The organism is Neptuniibacter sp. QD72_48, assembly GCF_047778065.1.
GTDB lineage: Bacteria > Pseudomonadota > Gammaproteobacteria > Pseudomonadales > Balneatricaceae > Neptuniibacter.
The window spans coordinates 2,773,663-2,799,075 of the sequence record NZ_CP180547.1; the positions used below are offsets into that span (position 1 = coordinate 2,773,663).

Sequence of the window (25,413 nt, forward strand, 5' to 3'; positions counted from 1 at the left end):
GTTAGAAATCCCAAACTACTGATAAAGTAGCTGAGCGGTCGATCTCGGCTGGCGCGGAAAAAGTTTCCCCAACTGATTCGATTGAATTACTGCCAAAAGCATTCTTTGCAGTCAGCGACAGCTCAATATCTTTCGAGGCTCTCCAAGCTAACCTGAAGTGCGAAGTAAGCGCATCATCTATACTTATACCTTCGAAAAGAGCAAAGTTACTTGGTACTGGCACCTCATCTATATAATAAAGCCATGCATCCAACGACCAAGCCTGATTAATATCCCAAGCTGAGTGCAATTTCACCATATTCTTAGCAAATGCTTCGTTTAATACACTTTCACTCAACGGATCCATACCATCCAAATCAGCAAGCATATCTACATCAACGTAACTATAACTGGCAGCTAACTGCCAATTTGCCATTGGCTGCCATACAGTTGAAAGCTCCATACCATAAGATTTTCCTGATAGCTTATTATCCATCTGGAAAACTATAGGATTAATCTGTTCAAATGAGAGATAGTTGTCATAGTCATTATAAAAAAATGACAAATCTACCGTATATTGGTTACTTGAAAAGTAACGGTAACCTAATTCATAGCTAGTAACTTTTTCAGAATCTATTTCGGGGTTTCCTTGTACCCATGTTGAAATCGGTACAGTAATACCTCCTTGTATAAGGCTTCCCCTTTCTGCAATAGATGGAGTCCTAACCGCACGAGAAATAGAAGCCCACGAAAAATGCCCCGGCGCAGGAGTGTAACCCAATCGAATATTCGGCTGAATTTCCCATCCTGTGTATTCATGGTTTTCAAATTTTGATCCTAAAGTAAGGGATAACTTATTCGGAACAAGCGAATATTCATCCTGAATAAAAGCACTAAAGAGATCAAGATTAACTTCTGAAGGTAAAACTCCCACTGCGTAAGAATTTGTATAATCAGCATCTATATTCCGGTACCCCACGCCCATGATTACATTATGCTTCCCCCAAACAGGCAAAGTGAGTTGATAATCTAAATCAAACGTGGTCACCTCTTGTGCCAAAAATAGCTCTTCGCGTTCATAGTTATCTATGAAAATCTGAAACTGACTTTGCCCACCCATTTCATGCTGATACTGCCACTGTCCGTTCAAGTACAATGCCTGCATATCTACTTCATCTTCTACATCCCTATTAGAAAAAACAGGTGGGGGAAGGTTTAAAACTGATAGTGTTTGCTTTTGCTTATTATCGTGATATCCACCAGATAGCTCCCATGAATGAACATCATCTGCTGATCCATCTAAGCGAAATGCAAAGCTTTTATCTTTACTAGCATCATGAGAATAACCCGAACTGCCAGACAGACTATTATCATCCCTGTTGGACATTTGGGCATTTATACGGAAAAATGCATCTTCGTTTACTTGGCCGCCAAAACGAGCACTAGCACTTCCCTCTATTTCATTTCCTATCGAGGCTTGGAAGCGCCCCCCTTGAGAATCTGATGAATGCTTAGTGATAATATTGATAATGCCATTAACAGCATTCGCACCCCATAAGGTTGCACCGGAACCCCTAATAACCTCGATCCTATCCACTTCATGTATTGGGATATTATGCTGCCCCCAATAAACCCCGGAAAATGTTGGGGTATATATACTTCGACCGTCTATTTGAACGAGAAGCTTATTCGAATAAATGCCAGAAAACCCTCTTGCACCAATCGACCATTTATTTCCGTCAATCGATCTCACTAAGAGCCCAGGTGCCATTGCTAAAGCTTCTGGTATATTAGTAACACCACGTCGACGTATATCTTCAGCGGTGATAACGTACACTGCAGCAGGAGCGGTATATAAATTTTCTTGTTTCTTAGAAACCGAAGTAACTTCTTGGTTTAAAAGATCCTCAAGAGAGGTTATTGACAAATTAGAAAGATCAGCTGCAAAAAGGTTTGAGGATAAAATAGAAATAAAACTAGCTAAACATACACCTGTTCCACTCATAAAAACCGGAACATTAGCCTTACGTAAATCCATTCGCCTTCCCCTAAAACGAAACATCTAAAGTAGCTTTAAGTGTAGCAGTTAAGCCTAATTTAAACATAAGAAAAACAAGATAATAATCTAGCGATAATGTTTTCAGCCCTTAGGTCCAAAGGCTAATTACTTTTCAAATAACTCTTATTAAAAAACAATAAAAAACTACAAAAATCAGTACGCTTTAGAACATTAATCAAACACAAAAAAGCAGTTCTAATGAACTGCTTTTTAAAGTCTGATCAGGGTTACTTTATTGATAATCATCTGGCAAGGTAATTCCCATCGCGTTTGCTTCTACTTGGGCTTGTTGCTGAAAGCGCTTACGCACCATCGTGCCTTTAGGTTTAGTCAGGTAGAACAGCCATTTACTAGCGATTTCAGGTTTCAGATTATGCTCTTCACCCCAGCTTTGGATAAACGCAAACAGCGTGTTATCACTTTTATCAGGTAAGGCTACTGCAACAGGTAGATCGAGTTGCTCTCCTGCTCGTACTCTCCGACTGATTACATCATAGTTGTAGCGAAAGTCTGGAAAAACATCGACTTCAGCTTCTGTGCGCAAACGAAACCAACCCGTTGCTTTACCGGCATGGTAGATCGCTGGATGGGTCCATTTGTGTGTCGAAGCTTTATCCGCATTTAGGCACGCTTCTTCATAAGCATGCTTCGTTGCGGGTAAACCATGATCCCCAGTTTGGGTACGAAGTACATCAAGAAACTCGGAAATCGTCGGCATCCATGCGCTGTGCTCTTTGCAATAATCAATTGCAGCCACCAGCTCGTGTTCGGTATAGCCACCAAGGCTAAGTGCCCATTCACGTTTTGCGATACGGATTTCGTCTTGGGTCTCAAAACAGCTCTTAAATTTATGGCCATAGATCGCCATAAAACGCGCAAATATCATATTAACCAGCGTTTTGACTTCGACTGTTAGCTCTCGCTGAGCAGTTTTTGTTCCCTGCTCTTGGTTACCAGTCGGTGTCCTTGATGTCCATGATTGCTGCGGTAACCCGTTGTCGTTTTTCGCGAGTATCTCTGCGGGGGTTTTCATGGCTGAAACCTTTGCCTTGTTGTTCGTTATTTATACGTTGTTGACGTCCATCCCTAGTTTGCTTGTTAATCCACTCCCTTTTTACCCAAGCTAGGAATTTCTGATCCCAGTTGGTTTCTTTACGGTCTTTATCTAACCAGTAAAGCACAAATTCATCCAAACATGTTTGTGCAAATTGTGGCGATATATTATGCCGCGGAAGCAACGCATAAAAATTGTCGGACGGTTGCCAATTCAGCTCCATTCCTTGAAGCTGTTTTTTACGCTGCTCTTGTTTATTAAAACACACTTGTAACTCATCAGAGCGGCCATTATTAACCTGCTGTGCTTTTCTCGCCCAACCTATGCTGCCACCAAAGGTCGGAGCAGGACCAGGGTTAGGGATATTCTGTGGCTGCACTGCTGGCGCTTGATCAGGATAGTACGGCGTATCCTTCATCTCTGGATACTGATCCTGTGGATAGCCTGATTGTGCAGGTTGAGTTTGTGGGTGATTTTGCTGGTTATAATTCGATTGTGCATAACTCGGCTCAGATTGCTCAACCTCTACAGGCAGTTCTTCAACCTGTGTCGGAATCGTTTCCATAACCGGTAACCGGCTTACAATCTCAACATCGCCTTCAGGCACTTCATCAAAGGTTACTTCAGAGACTTGCTCTTCAACAACAAAGCGGATTCTTACACGACCATCATTAGCGAATGCGGCATCAATGATGTTTGCACTGACTAATTCGCTGGTTAATTGAGCCAATCGCTCTTCGTCCCAAAACTCACCTAACGCAAGCCATTGTTCACGAGAAAATATAAGTTCTGGCGCTTGGTCTGTATCCGTTACATTTTGGAGACGTTCTACCCTTTGATGATAGAGCGTCAACAATACAGCCGCTTCAACACCTACCTCCTTGACTAAGGATGGGTATAGCAAGATAGGTGTTTCAGAAAAAACATAACTCATGAATATGTAATCTTACCTAAACAGATTTGGCATTTCGTTAACCGAATACCATAAACAAAAAAGCCGCAGTGATGAGCCGCGGCTTGTGACCATCAAACGTGATTAGCCATCCTGAGCAAAACGTTCTACTGCGCGTAATACATCCCGACGACTAATCTGGCCGATCAGTTTACCATCTTTTACTACTGGTAAACGACGACGTTTGTTATTAATAAATTCTTCCGCCACTTTTATGATGTCGGCATCATGATTAATGGTGTAAACCTCTTCCGACATGTAAGTACCGACAAGGCCACCCATCTCTTCTTCGTGGTAGGTTAAAGTCAGGATCGCTTTTAGACAGTCAACTTCTGACATTAAGCCAATGAGTTTGCCATTTTTATCGACTACAGGCGCGCCTGTGATTCGGTATTCGAGTAGCTGATTTATCGCATCAAAAAGATCGGTTTCAGGGGTAAAGGTGATTAAGTCTTCACACATGTAATCCTGAGCTTTTACGGATCTTAGCATTACCATTCCTCCATGGCCGGCAGCTTTAACAGGTCTGGAAACATCGACCTGCCAAACCACCCAAACAAGGTAAACCGGTGAATTTTCAACCGGGCTACCTCTATGTGTACACCTAACAGTGGCAACTCGCAAGCGATCAGATCAAGGTTAAGCCCGATGAGAATAGGTTAACGCGCAACGGGCTAATACCTTGTAGGGAGAAGAGCCAACTTATGACCCCTAAGCAGTTTTTTTGATTTTTGCGCAATTAAAATAATTAATTGAAAACAACCGTTTTATTACCCTGCACTAAGATCTTATCTTCTAAGTGCCAACGTAAACCGCGAGATAACACTGTTTTTTCCACATCACGCCCTAAACGCACCATATCTTCTGGTAGATCACGGTGGCTGATACGCACAACGTCCTGATCAATGATCGGGCCTGCATCTAGCTCTTCAGTCACATAGTGACAGGTTGCACCAATCAGTTTTACACCACGCTCATGGGCTTGATGGTATGGCTTTGCACCGGCAAAAGACGGTAAGAAACTGTGGTGGATATTAATGATGCGATGAGCATATTCAGCACAGATATCCGACGGTAAGATCTGCATGTAACGCGCAAGCACGACCGTTTCCGCAGAGTGTTCGCGGATTAAACGGCTCACTTCCTCAAAATGAGGCTGTTTATTCTCTTTATCCACAGGCACGTGATGGAAAGGAATATTATGCCATTCAACCATGCTGCGCAGATCGTCGTGATTGGAGATAACACAAGGAATCTCACAGTCTAATTCGCCTTCATGATAACGATAGAGAAGATCAGCAAGACAATGTGCTTCTCGACTCGCCATCAATATCACACGCTTAGGGGTAGCGGAGTCTGTAATATCCCAATCCATATTGAAGGATTGCGCGATCGGCGCGAAAGCCGACTTTAATTCTTCAAGGGAGAAAGGCAACGTTGCCGCACTGATCTCTACTCGCATAAAGAACCAACCGGTTGTGCTATCAGAGTGTTGGTTTGCGTCAGAAATCGAGCCACCATGACTAGAGATAAAGTTACTTACCATCGCCACAATGCCCACTCTATCGGGACACGCCAAAACCAGCCTGAATCTACGTTCCATTTACGTAAAGCTCCGCAAGAAAATGTGAAGCTTCATTCTAACAGTAGTTATTTCTCCGGTGGAATTGCCTAGCTAAGTAATCTTGCCCTAAAACAATGATTATTGGCTTTACTTAACCAAATAACTGATCAGATGCAGCTGCGCAGCGGAAATCATTACGGTGTAACCCTGATATAGCATGGGTATACCACGTCAGTTGAACACGCCCCCAAGCTGTCAAAATATCAGGATGATGATTTCGTGCTTCTGCAAGTTCCCCAACCTTGTTGGTAAAAGCTAACGCTTCGACAAAGTTTGCAAATTTGTAATTACGTTGCAGAGTCGGAACACCTTCTAATTGAATCACCTGCCAATTAGGTAACGATTGGAGGAGCACTTCTATTTCAACACCTGTTAGGGCTTGGCTATCTTTATGGCAGCTTTCACAAGCTTCTGTAGCTAAATCCATCATGTCACCTCATAAAATCACTATTCCATCGTTCTATATCAACAAGGTTTTCCATCCGCTTAATCACTCATATACTGTAAGTGATACTGGGAAAAGGGAATATCAAAGATGTCAGAACCTATGGCCCCTTTAAGCGCTTGCCGACTTGGGTTAGATACGCATCAAGAACCCACGATCTACCTTCGTCATGATAGTCCAGTTTGCCGCTCTGAGGGTTTTTCTGCCCTCTCTCGGGTGATGGTTCGGACGGAACGAAAACACCTGATCGCTACCCTCAATATGGTAACAAGCAACCTTTTAATGCCCGGTGAGATCGGCTTTTCCGAATCTGCTTGGAAAAGAATGGAGCTGAGAGAGGGGAATTCTGTTTGGTTATCTCACCCTAAACCCGTGCAATCCCTCTCCTATCTGCGCGCTAAAGTATTTGGTAGCGAACTCAGCCAAGAACAACTGCGTGAAATCATCGATGATATTGTCGCAGGGCGCTATGCCGATGTGCACCTAGCTGCGTTTATTACGGCCTGTGGATCAGACAAACTAAGTATCCGAGAGATCACCGATCTAACCCGCGCAATGGTCGATTCTGGCAGCCAAATCGAATGGGGCTTGCCTCAGGTTGTGGATAAACACTGTGTTGGCGGTTTGCCCGGTAATCGCACAACCCCCATTATTGTTTCGATTCTAGCAGCTGCCGGATTAACCATGCCGAAAACATCTTCACGGGCCATTACCTCTCCTGCCGGGACTGCCGATACCATGGAGACTTTAACTAATGTCAGCTTGAGCCTAGAGCAGATGCGCTCGGTAGTTGAACAAGAAGGCGGCTGCCTAGCTTGGGGAGGATCAGTGCGACTCTCCCCATCTGATGATCTGCTAATCCAAGTGGAGCGTGCTTTAGATATCGACAGTGAAGGTCAACTGATTGCCTCAGTGCTCTCTAAAAAAATTGCCGCGGGTGCTACTCACGTTGTGATTGATATTCCGGTCGGCGAAACCGCTAAAGTTAGAAGCCAAGAGTCTGCTCAAGCGCTTGCGGATAACTTTAAAGCAGTCGCCAGCACTCTCGGGCTAACGGTACATACACTACTAACCGATGGATCTCAGCCTATAGGTCGAGGCATCGGGCCGGCTCTTGAAGCACGGGATATTTTATCAGTGCTACAAAACAAGAAAGATATGCCCACAGACTTACGGCAGCGTGCCGCAGAAGTTGCAGGCGCCATGTTAGATCTGATCAATGATTTGCCAGAGGGCGAAGGTTATAAACAAGCCCTTAGGATTTTGGAGTCTGGGGCGGCTTGGGAGAAGTTTCAGGCGATCTGTAAAGCTCAGGGGGGTCTTAAAACACCACCAATTGCGCCCTACCGTTATGAATTAATTGCCCAGACAACAGGCATCGTTGATCAAATTAATAACCGTAAGCTCGCTAAAGTAGCCAAATTAGCCGGAGCGCCAGCCGACTTAGCGGCAGGAGTAGATATGCATTGTAAGCTCGGTGATAAAATCGATCTGAATCAACCTCTGCTAACTATCCATGCGGAAAGCTCAGGCGAGCTAAGTTACGCCGTCGATTATTTAGAAGATCATTCGGATATTATCCAGATTATTGCTGGAAGGGAGCCTTCATAAAATGCAGCCTATTCTATTCAATTTAGAAAGTGACCACGACCTTGCTCAAGCCCTGGCGATTGAGGTCGATGCAGAAGTCGGTAAGTTAGATCTGCGCAACTTCCCTGACGGCGAAAGCTATCTGCGTATCTTAAGCGAGTGCCAACATCGCTCGGTTATTGTGCTTTGTAACTTACACCACCCCGATGACAAAATACTCAAACTCATTTTTCTAACCCATACACTGAAATCCTTAGGAGCGTCTCGCATTGGGTTAGTAACCCCTTACCTCGCTTATATGCGCCAAGACAAAGCCTTTCACCCTGGGGAAGCGGTTTCATCACGACCTTTTGCGCATCTACTCTCAGAGCAGTTCGATTGGTTAGTCACGCTAGATCCCCATCTACACCGTTATAACTCCTTAGATGAGATCTACAGTTTAAAAAGCTCCGTAGTACATGCAGCACCCATGATTGCCGATTGGATAAATCAACATATTGCAAAACCTCTTCTTATTGGCCCTGATAGTGAAAGCGAGCAATGGGTGAGCGAAGTAGCACATTTATCCAAAGCACCTTTTCAAGTATTAGAAAAAGTTCGTCATGGGGATTACTCTGTCGAAGTGTCAGTGCCTGAAATCGAACAGTGGATAGATCATACTCCCGTGTTGGTAGACGATATTATTTCAAGCGGTAAAACCATGTTAGAAACAATTACCCACCTGCATCAGCTTGGGTTAAAGTCCCCTACCTGTATCGGAGTGCATGGTCTGTTTTCTGATGAAGACTTTAATGAACTCGCTATAAAAGCCAAGATCATTACCTGTAACAGTGTGCCTCACACAAGTAATGATATTGATATTAGTCATGCGTTGAGCCAAGCCATGCTGAAGTGGATCTAAATGTGAAAAACTATGTTGCCGATGATCTGGACTGTTGGCTTGATCCTACATTTATAAATCCAAACGAAGCCGAGTATTTTTACACCTCACTATATGAAGAGGTATCTTGGCAACAAGACAAGATCCGAATGTTTGGTAAATGGGTTTCTATTCCGCGCTTACAAGCCTTTATGGCTGATTCTGGCATCACCTATACCTATTCCGGTTTAACCTTGGCAGAAAACCCTTGGCACCCCGTTGTTGCGGAGATTAAAAAGCGCGTCGAAGAATACACAGAAACCTCATTCAACGCCGTGCTCATAAATCTGTATCGCGATGGTAATGATAGTATGGGTTGGCATAGGGATAATGAACCAGAATTAGGAGATAACCCCAAAATAGCCAGTGTGTCGCTAGGCAGTAGTCGACGTTTTCTATTAAAATCGGCCACCGATCAACGCCACGAACTTTGCTTAGCCTCCGGATCGCTATTATGGATGGGCGATCAAGTGCAAAAACACTGGCAACACAGTGTCCCCAAAACGAAAAAAATAATTTCCCCTCGTATAAACCTAACCTTCCGTGAAATGAAAATTTAATATAAATCAAAAGATTAGCAGTGGAATAATCTGGTATAAATAACATATTCACTAATATTTGATATAAAGACTAACTCATTTAACTACAGTAAGTTATACTGCCGCGCACTTGAGTAGAGCCGGGCAATTTACCCGATATTTAATATGGGTTTGCCTCAGTAATAAAAATAAGTTAGCTGGACGAAACTTAAGCGCCATATTTTGATAGGTTTTTATTTCATTGTCGTCGCAGTCGGGTGAGGCTGTTCTGCATAAAAATGACAAGGAATCGCCCTATTCAGTTCGTGCAGCCAACAAAAAATATAAGAATAATTAAGACATACAAATGCACATCGATGCACCTGAAAAAGACGCTGTAAAACAGGGTCAAACTAGCGCAGAAGAGCTAAATACAATTCTGCGTTTGCAGAACCAAGTACTTGAAGAGATCGTTTTAGACACACAACCCGACTCCATCTTTACGTCGGTTTGTCAGTTTATTGAAAACTGTGTCGCGGATAGTATCGCTTCAATCATGCTGTTGGATAGTAACAATCGACACCTGTCCGTTGTCTGCGCCCCTAGTATTCCTCAAAAATCTCTAGCACTACTAAATGGTTTAGTCCCGAGCCCAAAGGCTGGGTCCTGCGGTACAGCAGTGTATACGGGGAGCCCCGTTTATGTTTCTGACATCGAACAGGACGACTGCTGGCAAAATTTCCGAGATGTCGGCCAAGAATTAGAAATCAAAGCCTGTTGGTCCTACCCAATCCGCATTGATTCTGAACATGTTGCGGGCAGCATCGCTATATCTAGCCCCAAACCACGAACACCGACTGCATTTCATCACCAGCTTTTAGAAGCAGCCGCAAATATCATTAGTATTGCACTCAAGAGGCTAAAGGCTCAACAGTACTTGGAACATTCAGAAAACCTTTTGCAGAACATCACCAAAGCGATGCCCGGTGTTGTCTACCAATATCGATTAACGTCTGATCTCAAGCAAGAATTTATCTACATCGGCCCAGGGATAGAGCAAATTTCCGGTGTCACTGCAAAAGAAGCAACAGAAGACTTCCGCCAGTTTTGGAAACAAGTACACCCTGAAGATCAACCAAGCTTGTGGGCAAGTATTATTCACACTAGCCAGCATAAACTGCCCTGGTCTCATGAATTTCGAGTTTTTCACCGTAATGGTGACCTTCGCTGGATTCGCGGCTCATCTTTACCTGATACATCCAATAAACTCGACCCTTCGCTTTGGAACGGGGTTTTACTGGATATAACACCTGAAAAAGCATCTATCGAGCAACTACGTTTAGCCGGTATCGCCTTTTCGAGCACCAACGAAGGGATCATGATCACCGACTGCAACAATAAGATTATTGATGTCAATCGCGCCTATTCTGATCTGAGTGGGTACAGTCGCGAAGAGCTGATTGGTAAAAGCCCTTCTCTGCTTAAATCACCACGACACGATCAAGATTTCTTCCAAAATATGTGGGCTTCGCTTGCTGAAGAGGGTCACTGGCAAGGTGAAATATGGAACCGCCGAAAAAATGGTGAAGTAGCTCCACATTGGGTAAGCATTAATGCGGTTCACGATCCAGAAACTCACAAGCTCACTCACTTTGTCAGTGTGAATGCCGATATTAGTAATATCAAAGCCTCTGAAGAAAAGCTCTCTCATCTAGCACACCACGATCCGCTAACTAACCTACCTAACCGTTTGTTGTTTGGGGCTCGGCTAGAGCATGCTCTGACCCACAGGGAATCTAACGAAAAGATTGCCATGCTGCAGTTAGATCTAGACCGCTTTAAACATATTAATGACAGCCTTGGTCATAAATATGGCGATCAACTGCTGTTACAAGTAACAGAGCGTTTAAGTAAGACATTAAGCACTCGCGACACGCTTGCACGTATTGGTGGAGATGAATTCGCCATCTTACTAGAAGAATTAGAACACGCAGCCGATGCAGCAACGATTGCTGATGCTATCGTCGAAGCGATGGAGCAGCCTTTCCAACTGGATGGTAAAGACTATTTCACCACAGCAAGCATAGGCGTTGCTCTCTCCCCTGATCATGGTGATGATTCAGATACAGTCACTAAAAATGCAGATATCGCGCTTAATCAGGCTAAAGATTCAGGTCGAAATAATTACGCCTTCTTTCAACCTGAGCTATCAGAAACCGTTGAAGAGTGGATAAAGCTCGAACCCGAACTGCGTAAAGCCGTAGCTGAAAAACAATTTGTACTGTTCTACCAGCCGCAGATGGATGCGACCGGAGAAAAAATCATTGGCGCTGAGGCTTTGATCCGTTGGGAACATCCTGAAATGGGCCTTATGCCGCCGGGACAATTTCTATCAATTGCCGAAGAAATTGGCTTACTAACAAAGATGGGTAACTGGGTATTAGAAGAAGCCTGTGCACAACTTTCTCTCTGGAGAGAGGCTGGACTAAATAACTTCCGTTTAGCAGTCAATTTGGCAAGTGACCAGATCACCAAACAGGATCTTCCGTCAGAAGTTCAAACGCTGCTGTACAAATACGAAATCCCGGCAGATATGTTAGAGCTGGAAATACTAGAGACCTTTCTACTAGAACATGAAAAGGAAGCAACGGCGACTTTCCAAGCGTTGAGGCAACAAGGTGTTCATCTCGCTTTGGATGACTTCGGAACAGGTTACTCTTCGCTTCGTTACCTAAAGCAACTACCCATTACTAAAGTCAAAATTGATCAATCCTTGGTAAGGGATATCCCAAGTGACCCAGATGATGAAGCCATTGCCAAAGCGGTTATTCTATTAGGCCACACCCTAGATCTGAAAGTCTGTGCTGAAGGTGTTGAAACACCTGCGCAAAGGGCCTTTTTGGAGAAAGAAGGCTGCGATCAGCTCCAAGGCTTCTTATTCAGCAAACCGATCCGACAGGAACAGTTTACTGAATTATTACTCGCCCAAGAGCGAATTCAAGAAGTCGAATACAGTTAAAGTCCTTTAACCCACTCTATTAACCATGGTTCTGCTTCTTCAAGTGGAGCCATGGTTTCACAAGCATCAATCACTAAGTTATCCCCAATTTTTTGTGCCTGCAGCTGCTGCATTAAACTATCCATCAAATAGCCAGCTTCAGCAAAGGTATCGTAGGAACTATCACCTAAAGCAATTACGCCATATTTGACCGTAGGCATCTGCGGTAATTGATCTTGTAACTCGTCATAGAAAGACAGCAGATTATCTGGAATTTCGCCCTGCCCTGTTGTTGAGGTACAGATTAAAATCACTTCTGTTTCCGGTATTACAACCTGAGTGATTTCCGGATTACGTAATAGCTCTACTGAGTGTTGCAGCTCAGTTAACTTTTGTGAGCACATCTCCGCGACATCAAGCGCATTACCGTAGACCGAACCTACTACAACCTTAATTACTGCCATTTATAAACCTGCTTTGCATACTGATCGATGCAGTTAAATCATTTTAATGGTGGATAGATAATTATATTCGTCATTCTCACCGATTTTCTGGCAATAACCAAGCTGACTCCTACACTTAAAGGGTAGATCTGTTTATCGGAGGGGATAAGCTATGGGTAACGAAAGTCTTTCTAAATTACTTGATGAATGGGAAGGACGCGCGCGCAAAGTTAACGGTCGCAAGGAAGAACAGCTTTCCATCTATAAGAGCGATTCGGTCAAGCTCGAAGCCTTAGCCAGCATGTATAAACTATCAAAGGACGATGTTGTCGCCACCTTAATACATGAGGCGTTAAATGAGTTAGAAGCTAAAATGCCCTACATTCAAGGAAGTAAGGTGATCAGAATTGAAGATGGCGAAGAGATATATGAGGACGCTGGCCCTATGCCTCGCTACCTAGCAGAGCAGAAGAAAGTGCTTGAGGCCTCTTAACAGTAAAACGTTATATCAACAAAAAATGCCGCAAGGAGTGGTGGCTTGCGGCATTCTCGATTAACTGTAGCAGGTATTAAAACAGCTAATTAAAGTGTTTTAAGGTAAGCGATCAGGTAATCCTGCTCAGCTTTGTCAGTAATCTCAACGTGACGCATACGAGTACCTGGTACGAATTGATCGTTGCCCGCTACCCACTTACGCAAGTTTTCTTCATTCCAAGTGATATCAGAATTTTTTAGTGCATCAGAGTATGCAAAGCGTGGAAGTGCTGCTGCTTTACGGCCAAAAACACCGATCAAACTAGGACCGAAAGCATTTTTACTTGTATCTAGTGAGTGACAAGATGTGCACTTGTTAAAAATCTCTTTACCCGCAGCCTGCATCATCGCTTCATCATCAGCGATCGCAACAGAAGATAGAGATACAGATAGGCTCACAGCAAGTGCAGAAATCATTTTAGTTTTCATCATTCATTTTCCCCTAAATGAATACTTCTTTTACAAACACTCTACTCCTGCTGCAGCGCACAAAAATTGATCTTGCTCAGTTTTTTATTCACATATTTATAAAACAGACCCAACATACGAACCTAGATCAATAAAAATTAATATAGTGACAACTTATTTAGCAAAAACAGTTAATTACCTATATTTCATGCACAAAAAAAACGCAGCCGAAGCTGCGTTTTTATCACAATGCTAAATGCTGATTAAGATTGTTTAGCTATAATCTCTTTCCACTTAGCTGGGCCTGTTGTGTGAACAGACTCACCTGAAGTATCTACAGCTACAGTTACAGGCATATCCTTAACTTCAAACTCGTAGATTGCTTCCATGCCCATTTCAGGGAATGCAAGTACTTCAGCGTTAGTGATCGCTTTAGATACTAGGTAAGCAGCACCACCCACAGCCATTAGGTAAACAGCTTCGTTGTCTTTAATTGCGTCAATTGCAACAGGACCACGCTCAGACTTACCAATCATGCCCAGAAGGCCTGTGCTTTCGATAACCTGACGAGTGAATTTATCCATACGCGTAGACGTTGTTGGGCCAGCAGGACCTACAACTTCGTCACGTACTGGATCAACAGGGCCTACGTAGTAGATGAAGCGGCCTTTAAGATCAACTGGTAGCTCTTCGCCATTATTTAGCATCTCTACCATTTTCTTGTGCGCTGCATCACGACCTGTCAACATTTTACCGTTCAACAGAATCGTTTCGCCTACTTTCCACTCTTTAACTGCTTCTGGAGTGATCTCATCAAGATTTACACGACGTGTGTTGGAACCCACTTCGAATGTAACATCTGGCCAATCATCCAAGCTTGGTGGTGTTAGAACCGCTGGGCCACTACCGTTCAATGTAAAGTGAGTGTGGCGAGTCGCTGCACAGTTAGGGATCATGCAAACAGGCAGTGAAGCTGCGTGTGTTGGGTAATCCTTGATTTTGATATCAAGAACAGTGGTCAAACCACCTAGACCCTGAGCACCTATACCTAGTTCATTAACTGCATCCATGATTTCTAGACGTAGTTCTTCAACACGGTTTTGCGGGCCACGCTCACGTAGCTCGTGAATGTCGATTGGATCCATTAGGGATTCTTTTGCCATTACTGCAGCTTTCTCAGCAGTACCACCAATACCTATACCTAGCATGCCAGGTGGGCACCAGCCCGCACCCATTGTTGGTACGGTTTTAACAATCCAATCAACGATGCTGTCAGATGGGTTAAGCATAACCATTTTAGATTTGTTTTCAGAACCGCCGCCTTTAGCAGCAACGTGAACTTCTACTTCATCACCATCAACAATTTCATAGTGAATTACCGCTGGCGTATTATCTTTTGTGTTCTGACGCTTACCTGCTGGGTCAGCAAGAATAGATGCACGTAGAACATTATCAGGATGCATGTATGCACGACGAACACCTTCGTTCACCATGTCAGTTACATTCATTTCAGCATCCCAAGTTACGTTCATACCTACTTTCAGAAATACTGTAACGATACCTGTGTCCTGACATAGAGGTCGCTTACCTTCAGCACACATACGGGAGTTGATAAGGATCTGCGCCATTGCGTCTTTAGCCGCTGGGTTTTCTTCCTTCAGGTAGGCTTCGTGTACGCCTTGAACAAAATCAAGCGGATGGTAGTAAGAGATAAACTGCAATGCATCAGCAACGCTGCTGATGAAATCGTCTTGGCGGATTACGCTCATTCGGAGACTCCAGTAAAGCTTCTTGTCATAAAGGATCAGGGAGTTAAAACTCAACCATGCTTAGTGCAAACACGCCTGACTCATACCCATTTACTCTCTCTTAAAGGAGAGTTTTTACTGGAAAGGGAGTATACACCAAAAGTACCGCAATAAGGTGTCGGGCATTGGTAGTACTCACACAATCTTTTTTACTACTTAATGTAGAAACAAGGTGTGATAGCGTATTTATCTGACCTCAAAAAAGGAGCGCAGAGCAGTAACAAATGCCAAAGATCAAAAAGGAGCGCCCTGTCGCTTTGGTGATTGGTTGGCGCGACCCTTTATCTAAAGCCAATAGCTTTAATGGCTTGATCACAAAGGGAATGGATAACAATATCACCAGCGCAAAAGGTATAGATCCGTTGATACTCAAAGCCAAGCAGCCTAGGTATATACAGATCAGTAGAGCTTTATAAAGTTGAGAGGCACGAGCGTAGCCAATCTTCACCGTTAACGTCTTTATCCCTGCTGCTTTATCCTCTTCAAAATCACGTAGTTCATTACTCAGCAGAAGTAGCGAGACAAACAGAGACACAGGGATAGAGATCAAAAGGGCCGAATGCGATAGTTCTTTGGCCAGCACATAGTAAGCACCGCTTACCATCAGAACACCCATCAACCAAAACACCAAAAACACCGCTAAACCGCGACGCTTGTAGTTTATCGGCTCCATCGTATAACCAAGCGCTCCTATTATTCCGATAACTGAGAACAGCAGAAGTAACATCCCAGATACAGCAATGAGGTAACAAGCGATGACAGCCGCAAAGAGAATACAGCCTAAACCCAGATTAAAATTAAAACGGATCTGCTGTTGTGAAGCTGAAGAGAGTTGAAGATTGGGCTGAGAAAGGTCGGCGTAGTCATTAATTAGATTAACCCCAGCTTGCAAAAGCAAACCCGCCATTAGGATTAAACTCGCGAGTAAAGGATCGCCAAAGCCTTCGCGATATGCACTCAAAATACCTGTTAGACAAACAATCAAAGCCACGCTGAATGAAAACGGCCTCAACGCATGCCTAAACAGGTACTTCTCGGCGATCATCGCATTTACTTCTGACTGCTGTACTCAGGTGCGTTTGGTAGATCACGCATCAGCAATGCGTATTCTGGATCAGCATTCAGATTCATAGGAATCTTCATGACATGGCCAGAGCCTGGCGCAACATCAGCAGACTTGCCTTTCTTATCGATCATCTCATCAAGTTTAAACTTGTGATTACCTTGAGGCGTCATTAGCTCAAGTGTATCGCCTTTAAGGAAGCGGTTTCGTACATCAATCTCAAGCATGCCATCTGCATAACCAAGCACTTCACCCACAAACTGCTGGTGTACGCCTACAGAGTTACCTGTTTCGTAGTTCTGATACTCATCATGAACGTGACGACGGTAGAAGCCTTCTGTATAACCACGGCTCGCTAGGTTTTCCAGCTCATCCATCAAACTCATATCAAATGGGCGACCTGCGACTGCATCATCAATCGCTTTACGATAAGTCTGTGCAGTACGCGCCACATAGTAGTGTGATTTAGTTCGGCCCTCGATCTTAAGGGAATCAACACCAATTTCAGCTAAACGATGTACGTGTTGAATCGCACGCAAATCTTTAGAGTTCATAATGTAAGTACCATGCTCATCTTCAAAAGCAGGCATGTACTCACCTGGGCGAGTCTCTTCCTGAAGAAGGAAGATCTGATCCGTTGGCTTACCTTCACCCAATGCAGGTTTTGGCTCTTGGGCATTTGGATCAAACTGTTCTACGGGTACCACATCCCCAGATTCATCGACTTTTGCTTCATGAGCATCGTATTTCCAGCGGCAACTATTGGTACAGGTACCTTGGTTTGGATCACGCTTGTTAATGTAGCCAGATAACAGGCAACGACCCGAATAAGCGATACAAAGCGCACCGTGAACAAAGACTTCAATCTCCATCTCAGGGCAACGCTGCTTGATCTCTTCTACTTCATCAAGAGATAGCTCGCGAGATAGGATTACACGCTCAACCCCCATGGAGTGCCAGAACTTAACCGCGGCCCAGTTCATGGTATTCGCCTGAACAGACAGGTGAATCGGCACATCAGGGAAATGCTCTTTCACTAGATAGATCAAGCCTGGATCAGACATAATCAATGCATCGGGTCCCATCGCAATCACTGGGCGCAAGTCATCGATGTATGTTTTAAGCTTACTGTTATGAGGCAGGATGTTACTTGCTAGGAAGAACTTCTTACCTAACTGGTGAGCCAGATCGATCCCTTCTGCTAGGTTATCCATATTAAAGTCATTGTTACGCACACGTAGGCTGTAACGAGGCTGACCGGCATAAACAGCATCTGCACCGTAAGCAAATGCATATTTCATATTTTTCAAAGTCCCTGCAGGGGACAATAGTTCTGGATTTAGCATAGTTATGAAGGGACTAGTTAATAAAGGTATGAATTAAAAGTTAAAAGATCTGTTAAGCCAGATCTTTTAAAGGAATCTCAAACAGCGGCGTGTAGATAGAGCCATCTTCACCCAGCTTACTTTGAAATAGCACCACCGAATCAGCCAAACTGTACATATCCAGCGCGGGCCACTCTTTTGGTGCTTTAAACGTATTTTTTCCTGGCAAACGGCCTAAGGTCACATGAGGTTTGAAATCATCTTCCTCATAGTTAAGGCCCGCCTCAGTTGCCACATTGATCATCAACTCATGCAGCACCTGCAATTCCTCATGCAGATCAGGTAAAGCAGCAACTAAAGCTAACTTTTTGTTAACTTTGTAATATTCCGCTTTGTTGATATGTACCTGAAAGGAGCTAAAGTCAGCCAATTTCTCGCGAGCACATTTCTCCAATTCTTCAACCTGATTAAGATTGATATCACCTAAGAAACACAAGGTAAGATGATAGCGATCGGAATCCACCCAATTGATTTCTGTTTTGCGGTCAAACTCGCATAATGTATCAGCGTGATCAGCCAACCAACGTACAACAGAATCAGGTAGCGTCAGTGCAAAAAAAGCACGGATGTTCATAGAGGCTTACTATATCCCTATTTTTTTGAGGAATAGCGTATTCTGCCTTCAAGATGACCCGTTGGCAAACCCTGAAAGCAGAATCTAAGATCATTTAAGCCGCTCTAGCGTTGTTCAAGCAGCAATTGCATATTATTTAGCTTCTGACGCACCTGCAAGAGATCCTGATTTAACTGACGACGCGTACCGTCAAAGGCACGGATAGCCTGCTCGTTCACTTTCACTTTACGTTCTAGATCAGCATTGCTTTTGCCTTCTACCTTAGCAAGACGATCAGTTAAAGTACGCTGCGCTTTCAAAAGATCATCCATCTGTTCTTTCGCCAGCTCATTTGTGGTGCGCATTTCAGATTCAACGCGCGACGTCAGCTTCGTCAGTTTAGCTACTTCTGCATTCACTGTTTTCTTTAAACCAGAAACACTCGCCAGCGTTTTTTTCTGCTGAGCAACCTGAGATTTTAGAGACTTAACCGTTTTTTCTTGCGCCTGAAGGGTTTTCTTTAAAGCTGCTAGCTCTTTTGCCTGCTTCTCAATCAGTGGCTTATTCTTTTTGTGGGCAATATCCCACAACTTAGCAATTTCAGAATCTAACTGTTTATCTTTCTGCTTTAAAACAGACTCTAACGAGGAAACATTGCCCTGCAGCTCTTCACCCGATTCAGCCGCGCCCTGCTCTGCTTCTTTCAACAAAGCTTCTAATTGAACAATCTGTTCCTGAGCTTTTTCAAACGTCGCTTGTTGAGATTGATACATCTCAAAACCAAAGTAGCCAAGCACAGACACCGCAACAACTAAAACAACCATCACTACGGATTGAACCACACCACCACCTGATGAGGCTGGCGCTGACGCAGGGGCTGGTGCATCACCAGATCGAGGTCGCATAGCTGAAGGTGCTGAGCGGTTTTCACCAGCAGGATCGGCAGGCCCAAAATTCGGTACTTCAATATTATCGTCGTCGCGGTTCATGGCTATCCATATACTAACTAAATTGAAATTCCCGCTATTTTACGCGGAAAAAAAAAGCCCCGCAAAAATGCAGGGCTCTTTAAAGCTTAAATAAGCGAGGGGGATGATTACATCATGCCGCCCATACCGCCCATACCGCCCATGCCGCCCATATCAGGCATGCCAGGTGCGCCACCTTCAGCAGGCTTATCAGCAATCATTGCTTCAGTTGTGATCATAAGACCCGCAACAGATGCAGCCGCTTGTAGTGCTGAACGAGTAACTTTAGCTGGGTCTAGGATACCCATTTCAATCATGTCGCCGTATTCACCGGAAGCTGCGTTATAACCGAAGTTACCTTCGCCTTTCTCACGGATGTTAGACACGATTACTGAGCCTTCTTCGCCCGCATTACCAACGATCTGGCGTAGTGGAGCTTCTAGTGCACGGAATGCAAGCTCGATACCTACAGACTGATCGTGGTTATCACCTTGTAGTTCTTTAACTTGATCCATCGCGCGGATCAGAGCAACACCACCACCAGGTACTACACCTTCTTCTACTGCAGCACGCGTTGCGTGAAGAGCGTCTTCTACACGAGCTTTCTTCTCTTTCATCTCAACTTCAGTTGCTGCACCTACTTTGATTACAGCAACACCGCCTGCAAGCTTAGCTACACGCTCTTGCAGTTTTTCACGGTCGTAGTCAGAAGATGTTTCTTCCATTTGTGCACGGATCTGGTTAACACGTGCTTCGATGTTGTCAGCAGCGCCGATACCATCAACGATTGTTGTGTTTTCTTTAGTGATAGAAACGCGCTTAGCTTGACCTAGCTGCTCAAGCGTCGCTTCTTCTAGCGTTAGACCTACTTCTTCAGAGATCACAGTACCGCCAGTAAGGATAGCGATATCTTCTAGCATCGCTTTACGACGATCACCGAAACCAGGGGCTTTAACTGCAGCAACTTTAACGATACCGCGCATGTTGTTAACTACTAGCGTTGCTAGCGCTTCGCCTTCTACATCTTCAGCGATGATTAGAAGAGGACGAGATGCTTTAGCTACGTGCTCAAGGATTGGCAGTAGTTCACGGATGTTAGAGATTTTCTTGTCAGCAAGCAGGATGAATGGCTGCTCAACTTCAGCAGACATGTTGTCTTGGTTGTTGATGAAGTAAGGAGATAGGTAACCGCGATCGAATTGCATGCCTTCAACAACATCCAATTCATTCTCTAGTGCTGTACCTTCTTCTACAGTGATAACGCCTTCTTTACCTACTTTGCCCATCGCTTCAGCAATGATCTCACCAACCTGTGCATCAGCATTAGCAGAGATAGTACCAACCTGTGCAATCGCTTTGTTATCAGCACAAGGAACAGACATACCTTGGATCTGCGCAACAACTGCAGCCGCTGCTTTGTCGATACCGCGCTTCAGATCCATTGGGTTCATGCCTGCAGCAACAGACTTAAGACCTTCGTTAACGATTGCTTGTGCTAGTACAGTTGCAGTCGTAGTACCGTCACCTGCAACATCGTTTGCTTGAGACGCTACTTCTTTAACCATCTGTGCGCCCATGTTTTCGAATTTGTCTTCAAGCTCGATCTCTTTCGCAACAGATACACCGTCTTTAGTTACAGTAGGAGCACCGAAAGACTTATCTAGAACAACGTTACGGCCTTTAGGGCCCAAAGTAGTTTTAACTGCGTCTGCTAGGATGTTTACGCCGTCTAGCATGCGTTGACGAGCATCGTTACCAAATAGTACGTCTTTAGCCATTTTCTAAAATCCTGTAATCAAATTCTTAAAACAATTAGATAAAGCGAAAAGTTCAATCGGAAGATTAGTCTTCCAATACACCGTAAATTTCGCCTTCGCTAAGAATTAGTAGCTCTTCACCGTCAACTTTCACAGTGTTAGCGTAGCCACCAAACAATACTGTATCCCCAACCTGAACAGTCAGCGCTTGACGCTCACCATTTTCCAGAAGACGACCTTCACCCACAGCAATAACTTTACCTTGGTTTGGTTTTTCCTGTGCAGAACCTGGCAGTACGATGCCGCTTGCAGTTGTAGCTTCTTCTTCGTTACGACGAACAACTACACGGTCGTGAAGTGGACGAATTTTCATCTGTTCTTTCTCCTGATCTTTATCTGACCAAAATAAACATATTTGTTTGGAATCGGGACAAACAAACTTAAGTTGCTTTCCCCTTTGAAATGCTAGGTTGGGGCATAAAAAATGAATTCAACGCTAGCCAACAACTTTTTTGCCTAGAAATTAATCCTTGCGCTCAAACTCACCGTCAATCACATCATTTGAACGGATATTACGGTCTTGTTGCTCATGGTTCTGATGCGTCTGCGATTGATGTTGAAAAGGGTCATTCGCATAAAATTGTGCTGAGCTTTGATGTTGCTGCTGCATAGCTATAACACTGAAGCGACTAAATAATGCTTTAGCAAACGCTTTGCGCGTGAAAGGAAGCAAGCAACTAAAACCAATCACGTCAGTAACAAAACCCGGTGTAACTAAAAGAGCACCACCAACCGCTAACACGATACCTTCAACCATCTCTTGGCCTGGAATCTCACCATTCTGCGCACGCTGCTGCGCCCGAGCCAGTGTAGATAGGCCTTGGTAGCGCAACATATTTACGCCTATAAATGCAGACAACAGTACTAAGCCAACTGTGTTCCACGCCCCAATCGCCTCACCTACATTTATTAGGACGGTGATTTCAACAATGGGGATAATGATGAACAGCAGAAAAAGAAACTTCATTTATTGCCTCTAAAATAATCGATAGCTCTATAAGAATAGGACTCATTATAGAGCTTCTAAACAGGTCCTACCTGCCTAAAATTAAACGTGCATAGAACTTGATTTTTTTACTAAACACACTCTTTTCTTTTTATGGCCAGACCAAAAAAATTCAACCCTAAACCAGAATTTTTCGTCATATTTTCACGCTTTTCGCGCTAAAAAATCGTCTAAAAAAAAACCAATACCAAAGTACTTATACATTTTGCACTGCGAAATTTCTATTTAAAAACATAGAGTTAGCATCTGCAAAAAAACAAAAAAATACCGGCCATGAGTATATTAAACTTATTGATAAATGAATCCATGGAGCAACGAGTAGACTTTTTTGCGAAAGCGGGATAAGTTTAAATTCTGCACAATGACGCAACGCACAATAAAAGAGTCAAACCGAAGTAAGGTAATCCTAAAATGGAACTCAAAGATAAAGTAATTGTTGTAACTGGTGGTGGCCGTGGTCTTGGTCGTTCAATGGCACTTGAACTAGCTGAACAGGGCGCAAAACTTGCTCTAGCTGACCTAAGCCAAGAAGATCTAGATACGACTGTTGGCCTTTGCATGGAAAAAGGCGTTGAAGCTCGCGCTTACATCTGCAACGTAGCTAAAGAAGACGAAGTAGAAAAACTATTCAATGACGTAGTAGCTGATTTCGGTACGCTACACGGCCTAGTTAACAATGCTGGTATCACTCGCGACGGTCTATTCATGAAAGTTGATCGCGAAACTGGCAAAGTTGTTAAGAAGATGTCTATGGACCAGTGGAACTTGGTAATGGATGTTAACCTAACTGGTACATTCCTATGCGCTCGTGAAGCTACGGCTCACATGATCGACTTAGGCGTTCCAGGTTGTATCGTAAACATCTCTTCTATCTCTCGTTCAGGTAACATGGGTCAGACTAACTACACAGCTACTAAAGCTGGCGTAGAAGCTATGGCTGTTACTTGGTCTAAAGAGCTAGCTCGCTACGGCATCCGTGCTGCATCCATCGCTCCAGGTTACATCGGTACTGAGATGGTTATGAGCATGAAACCAGAAGCTCTAGAAAAGATTGCTTCTGGCATTCCAGCTAAGCGTCTTGGTAAGCCAGAAGAAATCGCTAAGACTGTTACTTTCATTCTTGAGAATGATTACATTAGCGGTCGTTGCTTCGAAGTTGACGGCGGCCTACGCGTTTAATCTTCTTAGCTCCATAAAAAAACCGGCTTTCGCCGGTTTTTTTATGCCTGTTGATTGCTTTTAAAGTACTGCTCTTAAGCCCCAACCACTCCGCCGTCTTCACGTGTTATCACTACAATGGTTGAACGCGGCTTACTATCACCACCAGCAGGAAAGTGCGAAGGCTTACCCTTCTCTCCTGGGTGTTGAATCCCTACAAACATAGATTTTTGATCTGGAGAGAACGTCAATCCCGTCACTTCGCAGGCTATGGGTCCCGTTAAGAAACGATGAACTTCGCCCGTTTCTGGATCTGCACACAACATCTGATTGTTACCCATACCAGCAAAATCATCGGCATTGGAGTATTTACCATCGGTCATGATCCAGAGACGGCCACCTTTGTCGAAACCTAACCCATCCGGGCTATTGAACATATTTTCGGTAGTGATGTTACTACTACCCGCTAGCAGCCCATCTTGATAGATGCTTGGGTTGCCCGCGATCAGGAACAGATCCCAACTAAATTCAGTAGCCGTATGATCGCCGTTCATTGGTGCCCAACGTACGATCTGTCCGTACTTATTCTCCGCTCGCGGGTTTGGCCCACCAATAGGTTGCCCATCTTTCTTGCCTCGATGTTTATTATTCGTCAGTGTACAGCAAGCACTCGATTTATTAGGATGCACGGCAACCCATTCAGGTCGATCCATGGTCGTTCCACCCACTTGCGTTGCTGCTAAACGAGTGTGGATAAGCACTTCGGCCTGGCTTTTAAAACCATTTTCTGGCGTTAATCCATTCTTACCGAAAGTAAGCTCCAGCCATTCGCCTTTGCCTTTCAGTTCACCGTTATCAGCACTGAACTTAGCTACATATAAAGTACCATCAACTAGAAGATTACGATTTCTACTCTGATTATTAGCATCATATTTACCTTTTGACACAAATTTATACAGATGCTCACCGCGCTCATCATCTCCCAGATAGACCACAACATGACCTGAGTCATCAACCATGAGAGCTGCATTCTCATGTTTAAAGCGACCAAGCGCTGTACGCTTAAGCGGCTTAGACTCAGGATCCATTGGATCGATCTCTACTACCCAACCATGGCGATTCGGCTCATTTGGGTTTTTAGCTAGATCAAAACGCTGATCAAACTTACTCCACTGATAACGTTTATCTTCCGTTTTTAAGCCGTAACGTTTTTGTTCAGCCGGGATAATATGAGCGTCATCGTCAGTACCAAAATACTTATGGAAGTTTTCTTCACAAGTTAGGTAGGTGCCCCAAGGCGTTTCTCCATTGGCACAGTTATTAAAGGTACCCAATACCTCAAGACCCGTTTGGTCGGCAGCTGTTTTAAGCAGATCATGCCCTGCCGCTGGCCCTGTCAACTGCATTGAAGTATTTGCAGTAATCCGACGATTCAATTTACCACTACGATCAACGACCCAGCCCTGAGCGGTTTGCTGAATTTCAAAAACAGACACGCCGTGAGCATTTTGTGCTTTCAGCACGTCATCGGCAGTAATCATATCGCCCTTGTGGTCATACAAAAGATCAGTGTTGGTGTATTCATTATTAACAACCAATACTGCGCGATCGCTAGATAAAGGAAACAATGACATGCCATCGGTATTATCACCAAACTGCAGTGCCTGAGCAGACGCCGGCGTTCGTCCTGTTGGATCAAACTCTGGTGCATCGTCAAAGATAGGGTCCCCCCAAGAGATAAGGTTACTCACCTTATAGCCCTTTGGCACAACCACTGTATCTGCTGTGCTACTGGCAATAGGCTCAAACCCGATAAGCGCACTCTTAACTTGAGTTTGAATTGCAGCCTGTACAGAGTTTGCAATAGGCGACATACCGATAAAAGCTCCTAAACCAAGCGCGCCAGCCCCAGTCAAAAAGCTACGGCGGCTAACCGCCTTATCTGCTAGCTGAGTAAACTCTGAATCTTGTTCCGGATTTAAATTACTGCATAGATCATGTGAATTGTTATAGCTCATAGTGATTCCACTAAAAAATCAAAGTGCATCTTTTTGTATAGCCCTATGCTTGGGCACCAGAAATCAAAGCTAGTCCTCCTTAATGACATATCAATTAACGTTAAATGAAGCTAT

23 protein-coding genes are annotated in these 25,413 nt (G+C 44.0%); 6 read left to right on the top strand and 17 right to left on the bottom strand.

Going from position 1 to position 25,413, the window contains the following annotated elements; all coding sequences use genetic code 11:
* Position 1: 1 nt before the first annotated feature.
* The 6 genes from ACMXYX_RS12510 to ACMXYX_RS12535 form a co-directional block, all read right to left on the bottom strand.
* Positions 2–2,017 (bottom strand): TonB-dependent receptor plug domain-containing protein, encoded by a 2,016-nt coding sequence (locus ACMXYX_RS12510; RefSeq protein ID WP_415896698.1) that lies wholly within the window; start codon positions 2,015–2,017, stop codon positions 2–4.
* 253 nt (positions 2,018–2,270) lie between these two features.
* On the bottom strand, positions 2,271–3,071 hold the full coding sequence (locus ACMXYX_RS12515; protein WP_415885397.1) for a replication protein P: 801 nt from the start codon (positions 3,069–3,071) through the stop codon (positions 2,271–2,273).
* Complete coding sequence (locus ACMXYX_RS12520) at positions 2,989–4,026, bottom strand: DnaT-like ssDNA-binding domain-containing protein (RefSeq protein ID WP_415881959.1); 1,038 nt, start codon at positions 4,024–4,026, stop codon at positions 2,989–2,991. The genes ACMXYX_RS12515 and ACMXYX_RS12520 overlap by 83 nt, the downstream gene beginning before the upstream one ends.
* Before the next feature lie 102 nt (positions 4,027–4,128).
* Positions 4,129–4,536, bottom strand: coding sequence for a CBS domain-containing protein (locus tag ACMXYX_RS12525; RefSeq protein ID WP_415881960.1), 408 nt, complete (start codon positions 4,534–4,536; stop codon positions 4,129–4,131).
* A gap of 256 nt (positions 4,537–4,792) precedes the next feature.
* Complete coding sequence (gene purU, locus ACMXYX_RS12530) at positions 4,793–5,647, bottom strand: formyltetrahydrofolate deformylase (protein ID WP_415888885.1); 855 nt, start codon at positions 5,645–5,647, stop codon at positions 4,793–4,795.
* Between the two features lie 112 nt (positions 5,648–5,759).
* Complete coding sequence (locus ACMXYX_RS12535; RefSeq protein WP_415906057.1) at positions 5,760–6,095, bottom strand: 4a-hydroxytetrahydrobiopterin dehydratase; 336 nt, start codon at positions 6,093–6,095, stop codon at positions 5,760–5,762.
* Positions 6,096–6,203: 108 nt separating this feature from the next.
* Here ACMXYX_RS12535 and ACMXYX_RS12540 point away from each other — a divergent pair, with 108 nt between their 5' ends.
* From ACMXYX_RS12540 to ACMXYX_RS12555, 4 genes are all read left to right on the top strand, one after another.
* Positions 6,204–7,724 carry a thymidine phosphorylase family protein gene (locus tag ACMXYX_RS12540; RefSeq protein ID WP_415906058.1) on the top strand — a complete coding sequence of 507 codons (1,521 nt, stop codon included), beginning with the start codon at positions 6,204–6,206 and terminating at the stop codon, positions 7,722–7,724.
* Between the two features lies 1 nt (position 7,725).
* Positions 7,726–8,604: a ribose-phosphate pyrophosphokinase gene (locus ACMXYX_RS12545; protein WP_415906059.1), complete on the top strand. Its 879-nt coding sequence runs from the start codon at positions 7,726–7,728 to the stop codon at positions 8,602–8,604.
* Between the two features lie 2 nt (positions 8,605–8,606).
* Entirely contained in the window at positions 8,607–9,182 is a 576-nt protein-coding gene (locus ACMXYX_RS12550; RefSeq protein WP_415896702.1) for an alpha-ketoglutarate-dependent dioxygenase AlkB family protein, read from the top strand.
* A gap of 325 nt (positions 9,183–9,507) precedes the next feature.
* Positions 9,508–12,159 carry an EAL domain-containing protein gene (locus tag ACMXYX_RS12555; protein WP_415906060.1) on the top strand — a complete coding sequence of 884 codons (2,652 nt, stop codon included), beginning with the start codon at positions 9,508–9,510 and terminating at the stop codon, positions 12,157–12,159.
* Here ACMXYX_RS12555 and ACMXYX_RS12560 read toward each other — a convergent pair.
* Positions 12,156–12,602 carry a flavodoxin gene (locus ACMXYX_RS12560; RefSeq protein WP_415892198.1) on the bottom strand — a complete coding sequence of 149 codons (447 nt, stop codon included), beginning with the start codon at positions 12,600–12,602 and terminating at the stop codon, positions 12,156–12,158. The two genes, ACMXYX_RS12555 and ACMXYX_RS12560, sit on opposite strands and share 4 nt — an antisense overlap.
* Before the next feature lie 151 nt (positions 12,603–12,753).
* Between ACMXYX_RS12560 and ACMXYX_RS12565 the strand changes: the two genes are divergently transcribed.
* Positions 12,754–13,074 carry a hypothetical protein gene (locus ACMXYX_RS12565; protein WP_415881968.1) on the top strand — a complete coding sequence of 107 codons (321 nt, stop codon included), beginning with the start codon at positions 12,754–12,756 and terminating at the stop codon, positions 13,072–13,074.
* Positions 13,075–13,163: 89 nt separating this feature from the next.
* Here the strand turns inward: ACMXYX_RS12565 and ACMXYX_RS12570 are convergent, their stop codons facing one another.
* From ACMXYX_RS12570 to ACMXYX_RS12610, 9 genes are all read right to left on the bottom strand, one after another.
* On the bottom strand, positions 13,164–13,547 hold the full coding sequence (locus ACMXYX_RS12570) for a c-type cytochrome (protein ID WP_415896704.1): 384 nt from the start codon (positions 13,545–13,547) through the stop codon (positions 13,164–13,166).
* 239 nt (positions 13,548–13,786) lie between these two features.
* Positions 13,787–15,292 carry a fumarate hydratase gene (locus tag ACMXYX_RS12575; protein WP_415896705.1) on the bottom strand — a complete coding sequence of 502 codons (1,506 nt, stop codon included), beginning with the start codon at positions 15,290–15,292 and terminating at the stop codon, positions 13,787–13,789.
* A gap of 235 nt (positions 15,293–15,527) precedes the next feature.
* Positions 15,528–16,376: a prenyltransferase gene (locus tag ACMXYX_RS12580; RefSeq protein ID WP_415892201.1), complete on the bottom strand. Its 849-nt coding sequence runs from the start codon at positions 16,374–16,376 to the stop codon at positions 15,528–15,530.
* Between the two features lie 5 nt (positions 16,377–16,381).
* The gene (gene yegQ / locus ACMXYX_RS12585; RefSeq protein WP_415892202.1) at positions 16,382–17,740 is read right to left on the bottom strand and encodes a tRNA 5-hydroxyuridine modification protein YegQ; all 1,359 of its coding nucleotides are present in this window, start codon (positions 17,738–17,740) and stop codon (positions 16,382–16,384) included.
* Positions 17,741–17,792: 52 nt separating this feature from the next.
* Positions 17,793–18,353 (bottom strand): RNA 2',3'-cyclic phosphodiesterase, encoded by a 561-nt coding sequence (thpR, locus tag ACMXYX_RS12590; RefSeq protein WP_415892203.1) that lies wholly within the window; start codon positions 18,351–18,353, stop codon positions 17,793–17,795.
* A gap of 104 nt (positions 18,354–18,457) precedes the next feature.
* On the bottom strand, positions 18,458–19,321 hold the full coding sequence (locus tag ACMXYX_RS12595; RefSeq protein ID WP_415892204.1) for a hypothetical protein: 864 nt from the start codon (positions 19,319–19,321) through the stop codon (positions 18,458–18,460).
* A 107-nt stretch (positions 19,322–19,428) separates the two neighbouring features.
* Positions 19,429–21,078, bottom strand: coding sequence for a chaperonin GroEL (gene groL, locus ACMXYX_RS12600; protein ID WP_415896706.1), 1,650 nt, complete (start codon positions 21,076–21,078; stop codon positions 19,429–19,431).
* 64 nt (positions 21,079–21,142) lie between these two features.
* Positions 21,143–21,430: a co-chaperone GroES gene (locus tag ACMXYX_RS12605; protein ID WP_415881976.1), complete on the bottom strand. Its 288-nt coding sequence runs from the start codon at positions 21,428–21,430 to the stop codon at positions 21,143–21,145.
* A gap of 150 nt (positions 21,431–21,580) precedes the next feature.
* Positions 21,581–22,084, bottom strand: a complete 504-nt coding sequence (locus ACMXYX_RS12610) for an FxsA family protein (RefSeq protein WP_415896707.1) — start codon at positions 22,082–22,084, stop codon at positions 21,581–21,583.
* A 450-nt stretch (positions 22,085–22,534) separates the two neighbouring features.
* Here ACMXYX_RS12610 and ACMXYX_RS12615 point away from each other — a divergent pair, with 450 nt between their 5' ends.
* The gene (locus ACMXYX_RS12615; protein WP_415896708.1) at positions 22,535–23,302 is read left to right on the top strand and encodes an SDR family oxidoreductase; all 768 of its coding nucleotides are present in this window, start codon (positions 22,535–22,537) and stop codon (positions 23,300–23,302) included.
* 74 nt (positions 23,303–23,376) lie between these two features.
* On the opposite strand, the gene ACMXYX_RS12620 is transcribed toward ACMXYX_RS12615, so the two are convergent.
* Complete coding sequence (locus tag ACMXYX_RS12620) at positions 23,377–25,299, bottom strand: PhoX family protein (protein ID WP_415896709.1); 1,923 nt, start codon at positions 25,297–25,299, stop codon at positions 23,377–23,379.
* Between the last annotated feature and the right edge of the window lie 114 nt (positions 25,300–25,413).